This window comes from Nonomuraea sp. CA-141351 (assembly GCF_050944675.1).
Taxonomy (GTDB): domain Bacteria; phylum Actinomycetota; class Actinomycetes; order Streptosporangiales; family Streptosporangiaceae; genus Nonomuraea.
Map to the genome: position 1 here is coordinate 671,666 of NZ_CP191982.1, position 12,529 is coordinate 684,194.

The window sequence follows — 12,529 nt, forward strand, 5'->3', positions numbered from 1 at the left end:
CCTCAAGACCGAAGGCTGTCGTGACAGCTGTAGTTCACAGAGCTCTCCAGGTGGGCGAGCGTGCTGTCCAACACCGCCGGGGCGTCCATCTCCGGGTCCTTGGCCCAGTCCAGCCAGACCGACAGCAGGATGCCGAACACCGCGCCTGCGACGGCCCGCACTCGGTCGTCGTGTTGCGGACGGCCGAGCCTGGCTGCGACCAGTTCGGTGAGCGTCTGCTTGGTCCTGCTGATGTTGGCGAGGCTGGCCGCCCACAGTGAGGGGACACTGAGCACCAGCGCCTGGCGCTCCCGCTTCGCGGTTACGTCTGCGTCGGTCAGGTCGGTGAACACGGCCCGGAAGGCGTTGCGCAGCGCCGGCACCGGGCCGAGTTCCGGCGGCTGGGCCGCGCACGCCTCGGCGATGAGGCTGTCGTAGTCATCGAGGGTGACCAGCGCTTCCTTGGTCGGGAAGTAGCGGAACACCGTCCGGTGCGAGACTTCGGCCGCTTGGGCGATCTGCTCGACGCTGGTGGCGTCGTAACCCTGCTCACGGAACAGGCGCAGCGCATGCCGCTGAATGGCGGCGCGAGTGCCGGCCTTCTTGCGCTCCCGCAGCCCGGGCTGCTCGGAATCTGACATCATGCGAAATCCTTCAGCGGGATGACCGTCCGATACTTTCCGCCGGGGGATTGCTGCGGCGGCTCCTCAGCGCGTTCCAGGATGACATGATCCAGCTTGTGGTCGGCGAGCAGGGCGCCGATCCTGTCACGTACCGCCCGCCACACCGTTTCCGGGTCCGCCCCAGGCGAGGGCCGCATCCGTATGCGCAGGCTCGCTGGGCTTGTTTGGACGATCTGGTACAGCTGTACTCCCGGCGTGCGGTCCACCAGCGTGTTGAGCATCAGCGGCGCGATGACAACCTCGCCCTGCCCGGTGGCGAACGTGAGCACGTTGGCCACGCGTCCCTGTACCCGTATGGCTGGCAGGGGGTTGCCGCACGGGCATGGGTCAGGCAGTTGTAAGACGCTGTCGCCGAGGTCGTAGCGCAGGATCGGCTGTACTCGGTTGGCCAGATTGGTCACCAAAACGGTGTGGGATTGCCTGCCCGGCGGGGTCGGGGAGTAGTCGGCTTCGACCGGTTCGACCAGGGCCCAGTCGCTGTTGACGTGATACCAGCCGTACGCGCAGCCCTCGGTGAGGAAGGGACACTCGCTGGCGCCGTAGGTGTCGCGTACCTTGGCTTCGAAGGCGCGGGCCATCCGCGCGTAATCACCGCTGGTCAGCGTCTCGCCGGCAGGTTCAACCACTACCGGCGCGATGTGCAGCCGTCCCGACTCTTGCTCGGCGGCGAGCATGCTAAGGACGCTGCCGTATCCGAGCAGGAGGGCGGGGCGGAACTGGTTGAGCGCCCCGACCAGTGCACCAAGAGGGGTGTGCACGGAGAAGAGGCGGATGGTCTTGCGCTGGAGCCGGTGTGCGCGCATGCGGGCGGCGCCAGCCGAGACCAGGAAATGACCGTTTGTCGCGGCCACGATGGCCATCCGTCCGCCGCCTGCCACGATCCGGGTGATATCGCCGAGGTCCAGCCAGGAGCCCATCATCCGCATGCTGAGGGCGTAGTTGACGGCGATGTCCCGATCGTCCTTGACGAAGATCGCGGGGTTTCCTGTGGTGCCTGAGGTGGTGACCACCAGGTAGCGGTTGAGGAACCGTCCACCTACCAGTTGCGGATCCGCGGCGAAGGCGCGCGCCCGTGCCAGCGTTACTTCGCCGTCGGTGGCCCAATGGTCGTAGTGCGCCATCAGCGCCTTCTTATCGGTGACGGGCAGCGATGCAGAGTCGTCGACGCAGGGAGGCAGGCCGCTGTAGAGATCCCGGTAGTAGGGCGAGCGGGCGCGGGCGTGCTCGACGATCTCGGCGAGCCGCCGTCGCTGGACTGTCGCCCACTCCTGGTGCCTTCTGGTGCGGCGTGCGTCTTGCAGCAGCCGTGGAACGCTTTCCTTCATGCCGACATTCTGTCACACGGATGTCAAATGTTAGCCCTATGACAGATTTGACTGTCCCAGTGGTCAAGGAAGATCGTGCTCCCGATCCTGGCGGCCCTGATGAAGGGGGGTCAGTCAGCAGGGTTGCAATACGAGGCCGTTCAGGACGGATCGAGCGCAGGCGTTGACCTGCATTGAACGATCCGGAACGGCTCGAACTGGATCTTTTAATCCGCAGGTCCCGGGAGCGATCGTGGCTGGCCCTGCCTCGCGGGATATACGCGGGATGATCTTCCCGGGTAGGGGAAGGTGAGAGCCGTAGCCCGAGGTCAGGGGCCTGATGCAGTCAGGAACGTCGGCCCGCCGCAAAACCGTCGGCTCAGCCTGCGCAAGTTCGAACCTTGCACCTGCCACACGCAGTTAGCGCAGCTCAGAGGCCCTACGGGGCCTCTCTGCATTTCAGGGGTGTGCAGCCGGATGTCGCTTTGAGCGGACCGTTGTCGCTGGTCCACCAATATACGTGCAATGATCTTGAGCGTGTTTCCGCAGGTCGATGGCTGGATTCGGCCGATACGCGGCCAAGCGGAAGAGCCCCGGTGGTGGGCCGGGGCTCTGGGTGCGGTTGGTACGTGGTCATGCGGCGAAGACGTCGCCGATCCGCTTGTTGGCGATCTCCTGTTGGCCGTCGATGCACTTGGCGTAGACCCTCAGGTGGACATCGACGCTGTGGCCGGCTCGTTCGGCCACGTCCGGGGCTGGGACGCCCGCGTTGAGCCAGAGTGAGATGGCCGCATGCCGGAGATCGTATGGGCGCTTGGCGAGCGGAGATGCGGCCTGGGCGGGTGTGAAGGCCAGGAGGTGGGCGTCCTGCGAGACCTCGGTTTAGGCGGTTGAGACCACGACGCCGCCGCGTTCGCTGCTGAAGATGCGGCCGTCCTTGGCAGTGCCGTATTCCGCGATGTGCTCGCGAAGGATCTTGACCAGTTCCGGTGGGATGGGCGCCGGGCGGACGCCTTGTCAGCCCAGGTGCTTGAGGCCGCGTTCTTCGTGGGCGTCTCCACTGTCGGTTCACTGGGTGTTGACCTCTGGCCGGGACACATCGATCCTCAGCCGTCCCCAGCCGGACGCGGGCAGGCGGCAGTCCTGCAGTCGCAGGCCGACTGCTTCGGCCGGACGTAGGGCGGCGTAGTACATGCAGGCGAAGAGGGACATGAGGCGCCGGCCCCTGCCTCGCTGTCCTACGTAGGTCACCGCGGCCAGCAGCTCCCGCGCCTGACGCGGATTCACCACAATGCGAGGGTCCACCGTCTCCGTCGTCTTGGGCGGCTTCCACTTGATCTTGTGCAGCGGATTTGCCGAAAGTTCCTCCAGCTCCACCGCGTACTCCAAGAGGGCGTGGAAGACGGCGCGCTTGCGGGTGATGGTTGTGGAGGCCGCCGCCTTGCCGTCAAGCGGCGGCGCGCCGCGCCGCCGTACGCCCCGTGCCAGCGTTCCCGCGCCGCGCTGCGGCCTGGGGGCCGGTCACGGCACGGGCGTCACGCGGGGCATCGCCGCACGCACGCGCCACCGTACCCACCCATGTCGCCGACCCGGGCGCCGCGCCGCCGCCAGGTCACCCGCCGAGTCCCGAAGCGACAGCCTATGAGCCGCCATCGTCCGCCCCATCCGGATCATCGGTCGCTCGACGTGCCCACCAGCGAATGACCAGCACCCCGCCGAACCAGCCGGCCCCGAACACAACGGGCCGCGCGATGAGATACGCCGTCGTGATCCTCTCCGGTCCTTCGCTGATGAGATCTGAGGCCAGCATCGCCAAGAAGCAGCCCACCACCCAGCTGGTCCAGCCCAGCAGGGCTTTACGCGCCTCCCGGCCCCATGTCTTTCGATGATCCGCCACTCGTGTCTCCGACCACATGCGAGCAAGCACCCATCCCGCGCCTGCTCCAAACCATTGCCTCCGGCAGGGGCCTCAGGCTCCGGGATGATCACCCATCCTCGAGGTCCAGGTCCGTAGGTGGCAGAGGTGGAAGCCCGATCATCCCGCTCACTATCGACCCGGGACAAGCCGAGCAGACCAGGGCCACGGATGCCAGATCATTCGTTCAGGGGGCGCTCCATCTGGTATCCGTGGCCATGGCCTGCTTCCACTGTGGGCGAACCGATAGCAGACAGGATGATCAGGTAGGTGAGTGCTGTGAGTGACGGGCTGCCTCTACTTCCACGTACGGATCCAAGCCTCTAATCTGTCGCCAGCTCGGGAGACGCAATACGAAGTACGGGAGGATCCGGGTGGGCGATATGTACGAGTACTTCCGCGCCGCGGATAGGCATGCCGCCGTAGTCAAGCCGGATTACCCCCGCGCGGTCGAGAAGCCCCTTCCCGGCATCCCTGCCTTCGATGCCGTGGAGACCAAGTGGATCATTCCATCCGACTCGCTGGCACAACTGATCGCGCTGATCAGAAACGTGCCCTACGCCGATGACCTCGTACAAACGGTTGACCTCTACCCGCCCCCGGACGGTGCACCGAAGACAGATGAGGAGTGGGATGCCCTTCCTGAGGATTCGCCGTACTTTGTGGGGCCGGGCATCGAAGAGCTGCCGGCGGACGTCCGCGACACTCTGGCCGATGTCCCCGACGCGAGGCTCGTCGAGCTCGGCGAGCAATGGGCCGCGGGTGACGATTCCTTCTTGCCCAGATCTGATCCCCGGGAGTTGTCCACACTGATCGCGGAGCTGCGGGACCTGGCCCGCCGCGCCCGTCGCGAAGATTAGTTGCTCTATTGCTGGAGCTCCTGATGTAAGCGGCCGGTTGGAGTCGCAGATGATCTGCTGCAGGAATGGAAGGGCCGGCGAGAAGGCCCTGGTCTCATGGTTCTGGAAGGCTTGGGGCGGCTGACAGAGGAGCAGCTTCACGACATCTTCGTCCAGCTTCTCGGCCACGTTCCCATCGGGATGGGATGGCAAGAACCGTGGTGGCGAGACCGGATCGCGGATGCGTCCCAGCGCGCTGACTGTCGGCAGCATCCGCAGCGATCTGGGCTGCCTGTTGGCCTGCGGACTGAGCGTGGTGCCCCGAGTGCAACCGCGAGCACGAACGAGTGCGATTAGCGACGGTTGAGCCATCCAGCGATCCAGTGCGATGGTCAGGCGGCGGACGGGCGTGGACGGCCGCCAGCCAAGGCGATGACCGCGAGATAGACGGCCTCGCGCAGCGGACGACTTGACATGGTGCAGGCGCTGCTTCCCTCTGGGGGTGGCCAGGGGAGGATGGTGGGGTGCTGGTTCGCATTGAGGCGTCGCAATTGCCCGGTCGGGAGTGTGGTCAAGCACCGGGGTTCCCGGGCTATCGCAATATCCATGTGGGGGTGCAGCGGCGGGACCGTCGCCAGGAGATTCTCGGTCTGTGTCCGGGCGATGCCGCCTCGGCGGTGTGGGAGTTGGAGGTCATCGCTACGCCCGCCGAGACGGGGTGGGATCTTCGTGGCCCGTACGTGCAGGGTCGGCCGGGCGGCCGGTTCGTGTACGTGTCGTGGGGGGTGGTGGAGGGCGAGGTGTTCACGATGTTCCGGCGGGCCAAGCTGTGGTTCGACGGCGTCGCCCCGGACATCCTGGACGCCGCGGTGCGGGGCGGGGTTTTGGTGGGCCGGCTCGGCCTGACGGACGGGCGTGGTCATCCGTTGTGCGCGGCGGTCCGCCCGCCTTTGATCGAGTGGTCGGCTACCTCGGTGTGACCTGCTGTCACGGGCCGGGTGGCGGCGGCCAGGATGATGCATATCTGCTCGGCTGAGCAGTCGATGGGGTTGGTGTGGCGCTTTCTGCCTCTCGCCCCGTTCCTGACCGCGCTCAGCCGGACAAGACGCGGAAACCGGCGTCCACGGGGATGTGGACTCCCGTGGTTCTGTCGGTAGTTGGTGACGTCAGTTGTTCGTGAAAGCTGACGGCACCAGGTGATGGCCCAGAAAGATGTTCGCGAATTCTGACGTCACCATCGGGGTTGCGGTGTCAAGCTGGATGTGCTCAGTAAAGGAGCACCCCCGATGCCGCCTGGTCAGTCGAAGATCGAATTGTACGCTGCGCTGCGGCGCGACTCCCGCGATGGCATGTCGAACCGGGCGTTGCAGTGCAAGTACGGCGTCACCTGGAGCACGGTCAACAAGGCCCTGACCTCGGCTTGGCCGCAGCCACGCACGACAACCGCTTCGGCGGGGCCGTCGAAGCTGGATCCTTTGAAGCTGCTGATCGACGAGATCCTGCTCATTGATCTGGACGCGACCAGGAAACAGCGCCACACCGTCACCCCGGATCTACCGCCGTCTGATCGACGAGCACTCCTCGTCCGAGGCGTTGCGTTGACCACTTGAACCCGCACCGATGAGAGGGCGCAAGCGTCCTGCGAGCAACCGCGTGGTCCGGCCAGGGACTGAGAGTCCGGTGTTTATACCTTGCTCGCGACCACCATGTAGTTCTCGGCCTCAAGATCGAACGTGCTCAGTTCCGTCTGGAGTCCGACCCGGTGCAACTCGACTTCGAGTTCCTCGTACCGGTAGGGCCAGCAGGACAGCAGTTCCGAGCGGACAAGAACCAACCCGGTCGCATCAACTTGCGCGATCGCAATCTCGATGTGGTGCTCCTCCTCCCAATGCGGCGCAATCTCCCAGCGGTAGACCACGACGGCATCGCGACCGTTCCGGCGGACGAGTCGGTCACTGATGTCCAGCCGGGAACCTCTGGCCCTCACGAGTTCCCAAGTGCGGGATGTGAGTACCAAGCGCCCGCCAGGGCGCAGAAGCCGTGACATCGACTCCAGAGCAGCAGCCCTGCCTGTCGCGCCCGCGGCATGGTGAAGCGAGTTGCCAACGCAGAACACCATGTCGAACGTGTTGTCCTGGAAATGGTCGGGCAACTCCTCCCAGTTCGCCCGTACTGCCCGGACGGATGCCCCGAACTCCTCAGACAACTCTGCAGTCCGACGAACCATCGCCTCGCTGGCGTCAGTTGCGACAACCTGCATGCCACGACCGGCGAGGCCAACCGCCAACTGTCCGGTTCCGCACGAACAGTCGAGGACGTGAGCGTTCGACGGCAGGAGATTGAGGACGTCGTCGAACGACGCAGCGAACTCGGCTGGAGGCAACTTTGCATCCGAGATGAGCCATTCGTACACCTCGGCAAGCACGTCATAACCTGTCACAACCACTACCTCCGTCGAGGATCGCGCCGATCAGGGCGACGTTCTCCGGTCGAGCCTCGTTGATCATCCGTAAGTGCCCCTGATTTCCCTTGGTTTCCTGTCGCATCTGGCACGCGATCACGGGTCTGATCTTCTGTAGACGTACACGCCCGTATCCCGACAGGAAGATCCGGCCCGCCTCAGCCACCCACTGCCCCGTGTTGGTCGCGATCATCTCGGAGTCTGAGGCCCCCGCCGGAGGCTGCTTGAAGCGCACCCCGTGAAGAGATAGCGGCGTGGCCGGCTACGACCTCGAAGGCCCGGGATCAGCCATGGGTATCCAGCCCTTTGCGATCGAGCGCTGCTCGGATCTGGCTGAGCCACTCTGTGCCCAGCCGGCGTCCGTTCGGGAGTTGGTCGCCTCGGTCCCAGCGCCAGGTTGTGATCATCGCCAGCACGAGGATCCGGCACTCGCGCAGCAAGGCTTGATCGACACCCGGATAGTGCTCGCTGACTTCTTCGGGCGCATGGGCGAGGTCGAATTCGACAGGCCCTCGGCAACACGTCTCGAGATCTATGAACAGCAGCCCGTTCTCCGTGGTGAGGACGTTGCCCGGGTGCGGCTCGCCGTGCAGCAGCTGCTCGGCGCCGCCGCGCTCGCCGATCACTCGTCTCAGGCTTCGTAACGTGTCGCCGAGCAGCTCCCGGTCCGCGTCGGCGAGCGCCGGAGTGTGATCGCGGCTCGCCACGAGTTGTTGAGCCTGCTCGACTCGATCCGTGAAATGCGGCGTCGGGACATCGAGCTTGCGCATGCCGGCATGCAGCCGCTCGAGCGCATTGGCGTATTCGGCTGGTGAGACCTCTCGAGGTGTCACAGGTTCGTAGTAGGTCCACAGCGTGACCACGAAGCCATCACGCTCATAGACGCGTGGCTCCACTCGAGGCTCGAGAGCAGCCACAGGGGCCCCGGATTCGGCGAGCCGTTGAGCAAGCTCGATTTCGAACTGTGCGACCTGATGCGCTACAGGTGCCACCCGGGCCAGGACGTCACAAGGCAGCAGACGCAGAGTGAGCTTGTTCGAGTCGTGAAGAACGATCGCGTCGTCGACCGCCAGGTCAAGTGATGAGGCGGTCGACATGGCCGCAGCCACCGCACGCCGGACGTCTGACGCCTGCATCGTCGCCTGGCCCCTCTCCCTCGAGCGCTGCCATACTCTCCGAGCGGTGCAATCTGGGCACCATACCAAGTTGTCGATAGAGAGCCGCGGTAGTGCGACGGGCGGAGCGCGACCGAATCGTCGATCGGCCTCCTTCGGCCGTCAGTTCGAAGCGACTATGCAGTCGGTGATCTGCGCGGATGTGTGCCTAGTCGGCCATCCACCGAGGGCAGCGGTGGCCGTATGGGCTCCGCGGAGATGCACGCCGCGCACTCGCGCCCTGCGCGACGTAGTGATCCAGCTTCATGCCGCCTGACCGGGGCTGCTACCCGAACGAGCCGTCCTCGCGGCCGACGAACCGCACGCAGCCGTCGTGCTCGAAACGCACCCGCCCGTCAAACGACGAGGCGCGGTTGGTGCAGGCCCCGTAGTCCAGGCCGAGCTGACCGCTCAAGGCGATCCAGAAACGGCATCCTCCGCACTGGGCGTAGTACCACTCGTCCAGATACCCAGGCTGGGCGGTGGAGCGATTCAACGACGCACCCCACCGCGCATGGCACTGATCGTTGTGACCTCGATCGTTACCCGTCCAAGGTTCACCAGTGGCCATTCTCGGTGCCCCGTCTCAACTCGTGACCGTCAGCTCCGGGGGCGGGGCCGCGTGAGAAGGCGGCCTCCGCAACTTGATCAGCAGCCGCAGGGTGCGGCTCTACGGCTGACTACGGTTGATCGTTCCTATACGTTCCCAAACGATCAAGGTCAGCAGGTCGTGATCGCCTTCTGAGCACCACCCCGACCGGGACCAGGACCTCCGTCGACACGACCCCTCCCGGCCCAGCCGGGGCCGGGGCCGGGAAACGGCAGAGCCGAGGCTGCCGATAGTCTCCGCTGACCCCTGCACCGCTGACCGGCGCATGAGAGGAGACCCATGACCCACGTGCTGCTCACCGGATTCGAGCCGTTCGACGGCTCCGGCGTCAATCCGTCGTGGCAGGCGGTGCAACTGGCCGCGACCACGCCGCCGGAAGGGGTGTCGCTGACGACAGTGATGCTGCCGGTGGTCTTCCACGACGCCATCGCACGGCTACGCGCGGCCGTCGAGGAGTCCGGTGCCGAGGTCGTCGTCTGTGTCGGGCAGGCGGGCGGGAGACCGGGCATCACGGTTGAGCGCGTCGCCATCAACCTCGATGACGCTCGCATCCCCGACAACAAGGGCGCCCAGCCCGTCGACGAGCCCGTCGTCATGGACGGCCCGGCAGCGTACTTCTCCACCCTCCCGGTGAAGGCGTGCGTGGCCGCCGTCCGCGACGCCGGCCTGCCGGCGTCCGTCTCGCACACGGCGGGCACGTTCCTCTGCAACCATGTCTTTTACGGACTGATGCATCTCATCGAGTCCGGCCGGCCGGGGGTGCGCGGTGGCTTCGTGCACGTGCCTCACCTTCCCGAACAGGTCCCGGGTGGCGACGCGCCGTCGATGTCCGTCCAGTCGATCGCCGAAGCGCTGACGGCGATAGTGTCCGTGGCGGTCACCACGACCGCAGATCTGAAGGAGACCGGTGGCTCTCTCCACTGATCCACTGCCGACCGTCGCCGATCTCGCCCACCGCTTCGCCGGCCTCGCTCTGGAGAACGTGACGCGGGAGTTCCCGAACGCTCCGCAGCACCTCGTCACGGGTCCGGGCGACACCGTGCTGCCGCGCGTCCACCATCCGGCCTTCTACGGCTCCTATGACTGGCACTCCGCGGTGCACATGCACTGGCTGCTGGTCCGGCTGCTGCGGCGGAACCGGGCGGAGATCGACGAGGCCGCCGTTCGCGAGGTGCTGGACCGGCACCTGACGCCCGAGCACCTGATGACCGAGGCCGTCTACCTGCGGGCCAACCCGACGTTCGAGCGGCCCTACGGCTGGGCCTGGCTGCTCGCGCTGGCGGCTGAATGCGAATCGGCCGGCGGCGACGGTGCTCGGTGGGCGGGCGCGCTGCGCCCGGCGGTGACGGCCGTCGCCGAACTCGTCGAGGGGTGGCTGGCCAAGGCCACCTATCCGGTCCGCCATGGCGTTCATGCCAACAGCGCGTTCGCGCTGGGATTGGCACTGGACTCGGCCGAGCCGGCAGGGTGCGCGGCACTCGCGGGTGCCGTCACCGAGACCGCCCGGCGCTGGTTCGGCACCGATCGCGACTATCCGGCGGCCTGGGAACCGTCCGGGCAGGACTTCGTGTCGCCGGCCCTCACCGAGGCGGATCTGATGCGGCGGGTACTGACTCGCGAGGAGTTCGCGGCGTGGCTATCGGCGTTCCTGCCGGGGCTGGCACACGGTGAGCCGCAGGCTCTGTTGGAGCCGCCGATCGTGTCCGATCGTCGCGATCCGCAAATCGGGCACCTGATCGGGCTCGCGCTCAGCCGCGCGGCGGCGCTGTGGGCCATCGCCGCCGCGCTCCCAGCGGACGATGGGCGGCGTCCGCGGCTCACCGCTGCCGCCGAGGCGCAGCTGAAGGCCGCTCTGCCCCAGGTGATCGCCGGTGACTTCGTCAGCGATCATTGGCTCGCCACGTTCGCCGTGCTCGCCTTGGACGCCGCCGATGCGGTGTGATGCCTGCCTGGCGTGGTCCGTCGTGGGAATGGTCGTGCTGCAGTGAACCGGCTTCGGGCAGAACGTCTACGCCATCGGCGGCAACGAACAGGCCGCCGCGCCGATGCGCGTGCTCGGCTTCCCGCAGCCTGGTCGTGATCGCTCAGGACCTGCCGAGCGGGGCGCGGCGGCCCACTCGCTTGGATTCCGAGCGGGAAGCCATGGCGGCCACGGAGTCGGACGAACCTGGCCGGCATGAGCACTTGGGCCGTCACCTGTTCTCGGGACTGTGGGTGGCCGCCGGTAGTGACGACCGCGCCGGACGACCCGGCCACCGCGCTGCCCGGGCGCCCGCCCGTCGTTGACCTGGCCACCTGGCAGGCCGCCCGTGACGAGCTTCTGGTCCGCGAGAAGGCCCACACCCGCGAGGGCGACGCCCCCGCCGCCGGCTGCCGATGGTGGTGCTCGACGGGATGGTCGAGGTCGTCGGACCTGGCCCTCCACTCCGAATGCGTGTCCCTTTGCTCGCGCGAGACCCTCAGTCGTGACGGCCTGGTGAGTCGGCTTCAGCGCGGGTCGGCGGCGAAGGCGAAGGCTGCGGCTCGATCCCGCAGCAGGGCGGCGAGCCCGGGAGAGTCGATCACCTCGAAGGGCCATCGCACCCAGAGCAGGCCGCCGGCGAGGACCTCGAGACGTACGTCGGCGATGCGCCAGTGTGTCGCTGCTTGACCGGTGGCGGTTGTCGTCGGCGCGAAGTCCGCGGCGAAGCCACCCATGTACGCCTGTACCTGTTCGATCGGGGCGTGGATCAGGATCGTCGCTGTATGTTTCCGAGGCGGGGCGCCGAGCTGGCTGGTGACGAACGCGACCGGGTCGCCTCCGGGGACCTCCTGCGGCTCGAAGCGCACGCCCGTCGCTGATGCTCGCGTGATCCGATCGACGCGCAACACCCGCCAGCCACGGTCGAGGTCGCGGCACACGAGGAACCACCGGGTCTGCCGGGGTACCAGGGCGGCAGGCTCGACGTGGCGCGGGGACTCCCGTCCGGCGTCGGCACCCCCGGTGCTCATCACGCGCAGTTGGACCCGCTCCGCATCCCGGCATGCCAGCGCCAGGACTGCCAGCACGTCGGCGTTCATGGGAGCCGGATACGCGCCGGCCACTGCATTCGGTGTGCCGCCGAGGGCGACCGAGGAGCGCAGCGCCCGCACCCGCCGGCGCACCGCCAGGGGCATCACCTGTTCCATTTTGGCCAGGGCGGTGAGCGCGACCTCGCCCCCGCCGGCGGCGCCGTTAGCAGCCGACGAGGCGAGGGCGGCGGCCACGGCGAGCGCCTCATCCGGGGTGAACACCAGCGGCGGCAGGTCGCTGCCCGTGGACAGTCGGTAGCCGCCGTCGGGGCCGCGGCGTGCCTCGATGTGATAGCCGAGGCCCCGCAGCCGCTCCACGTCCCGCCGGAGTGTGCGGCCGTCGACGCCGAGGCGGTCGGCGAGCTCGCCGCCGCTCCAGGACCGGCGGGCCTGCAGCAGCTCCAGCAGGCGCAGCGCCCGCTCAGTCGTGGTCTGTTCCGACATGCTCATCAAGTCTAGTAAAAATACGGACAGAAAATGACCTAAACCTTCCTTAGGCTGGAGTTCAAGCCGGGCGGACCGGCACTACTTCC

At 66.9% G+C, this 12,529-nt stretch carries 14 protein-coding genes; 5 read left to right on the forward strand and 9 right to left on the reverse strand.

Annotated elements, in window-relative coordinates; all coding sequences use genetic code 11:
- Window positions 1–2 precede the first annotated feature (2 nt).
- The 4 genes from ACQPWU_RS03390 to ACQPWU_RS03405 form a co-directional block, all read right to left on the reverse strand.
- Window positions 3–623 (reverse strand): TetR/AcrR family transcriptional regulator, encoded by a 621-nt coding sequence (locus ACQPWU_RS03390; protein ID WP_433436851.1) that lies wholly within the window; start codon window positions 621–623, stop codon window positions 3–5.
- Window positions 620–1,987, reverse strand: a complete 1,368-nt coding sequence (locus tag ACQPWU_RS03395) for a phenylacetate--CoA ligase family protein (protein ID WP_433436852.1) — start codon at window positions 1,985–1,987, stop codon at window positions 620–622. Before ACQPWU_RS03395 ends, ACQPWU_RS03390 begins: the two co-directional genes overlap by 4 nt.
- 1,047 nt (window positions 1,988–3,034) lie before the next feature.
- A complete protein-coding gene (locus tag ACQPWU_RS03400; protein ID WP_433436853.1) occupies window positions 3,035–3,343 on the reverse strand; it encodes a hypothetical protein in 309 nt (102 codons plus the stop codon).
- A 262-nt stretch (window positions 3,344–3,605) separates the two neighbouring features.
- Window positions 3,606–3,863: a hypothetical protein gene (locus tag ACQPWU_RS03405; RefSeq protein WP_433436854.1), complete on the reverse strand. Its 258-nt coding sequence runs from the start codon at window positions 3,861–3,863 to the stop codon at window positions 3,606–3,608.
- 401 nt (window positions 3,864–4,264) lie between these two features.
- On the opposite strand from ACQPWU_RS03405, the gene ACQPWU_RS03410 reads away from it, so the two are divergent.
- The 3 genes from ACQPWU_RS03410 to ACQPWU_RS03420 all read left to right on the forward strand — a co-directional run bounded on the left by ACQPWU_RS03410 (window position 4,265) and on the right by ACQPWU_RS03420 (window position 6,330).
- Window positions 4,265–4,741, forward strand: a complete 477-nt coding sequence (locus tag ACQPWU_RS03410) for a hypothetical protein (protein ID WP_433436855.1) — start codon at window positions 4,265–4,267, stop codon at window positions 4,739–4,741.
- A 503-nt stretch (window positions 4,742–5,244) separates the two neighbouring features.
- A complete protein-coding gene (locus ACQPWU_RS03415) occupies window positions 5,245–5,700 on the forward strand; it encodes a DUF5990 family protein (RefSeq protein WP_433436856.1) in 456 nt (151 codons plus the stop codon).
- A gap of 306 nt (window positions 5,701–6,006) precedes the next feature.
- Window positions 6,007–6,330, forward strand: a complete 324-nt coding sequence (locus ACQPWU_RS03420; protein WP_433436857.1) for a hypothetical protein — start codon at window positions 6,007–6,009, stop codon at window positions 6,328–6,330.
- A 74-nt stretch (window positions 6,331–6,404) separates the two neighbouring features.
- Here ACQPWU_RS03420 and ACQPWU_RS03425 read toward each other — a convergent pair whose 3' ends face one another.
- The 4 genes from ACQPWU_RS03425 to ACQPWU_RS03440 form a co-directional block, all read right to left on the reverse strand.
- Window positions 6,405–7,145 carry a class I SAM-dependent methyltransferase gene (locus tag ACQPWU_RS03425; protein WP_433436858.1) on the reverse strand — a complete coding sequence of 247 codons (741 nt, stop codon included), beginning with the start codon at window positions 7,143–7,145 and terminating at the stop codon, window positions 6,405–6,407.
- A gap of 1 nt (window position 7,146) precedes the next feature.
- Complete coding sequence (locus ACQPWU_RS03430) at window positions 7,147–7,416, reverse strand: hypothetical protein (RefSeq protein ID WP_433436859.1); 270 nt, start codon at window positions 7,414–7,416, stop codon at window positions 7,147–7,149.
- A gap of 49 nt (window positions 7,417–7,465) precedes the next feature.
- Window positions 7,466–8,317: a phosphotransferase enzyme family protein gene (locus ACQPWU_RS03435; RefSeq protein ID WP_433436860.1), complete on the reverse strand. Its 852-nt coding sequence runs from the start codon at window positions 8,315–8,317 to the stop codon at window positions 7,466–7,468.
- A 304-nt stretch (window positions 8,318–8,621) separates the two neighbouring features.
- Complete coding sequence (locus tag ACQPWU_RS03440) at window positions 8,622–8,906, reverse strand: DUF3027 domain-containing protein (RefSeq protein ID WP_433436861.1); 285 nt, start codon at window positions 8,904–8,906, stop codon at window positions 8,622–8,624.
- A 318-nt stretch (window positions 8,907–9,224) separates the two neighbouring features.
- Here ACQPWU_RS03440 and pcp point away from each other — a divergent pair, with 318 nt between their 5' ends.
- The gene (pcp, locus tag ACQPWU_RS03445) at window positions 9,225–9,869 is read left to right on the forward strand and encodes a pyroglutamyl-peptidase I (protein ID WP_433436862.1); all 645 of its coding nucleotides are present in this window, start codon (window positions 9,225–9,227) and stop codon (window positions 9,867–9,869) included.
- Window positions 9,853–10,887: a DUF2891 domain-containing protein gene (locus ACQPWU_RS03450; RefSeq protein ID WP_433436863.1), complete on the forward strand. Its 1,035-nt coding sequence runs from the start codon at window positions 9,853–9,855 to the stop codon at window positions 10,885–10,887. Before pcp ends, ACQPWU_RS03450 begins: the two co-directional genes overlap by 17 nt.
- Before the next feature lie 545 nt (window positions 10,888–11,432).
- Here the strand turns inward: ACQPWU_RS03450 and ACQPWU_RS03455 are convergent.
- Window positions 11,433–12,440 (reverse strand): helix-turn-helix transcriptional regulator, encoded by a 1,008-nt coding sequence (locus tag ACQPWU_RS03455; RefSeq protein ID WP_433436864.1) that lies wholly within the window; start codon window positions 12,438–12,440, stop codon window positions 11,433–11,435.
- Window positions 12,441–12,529 lie beyond the last annotated feature (89 nt).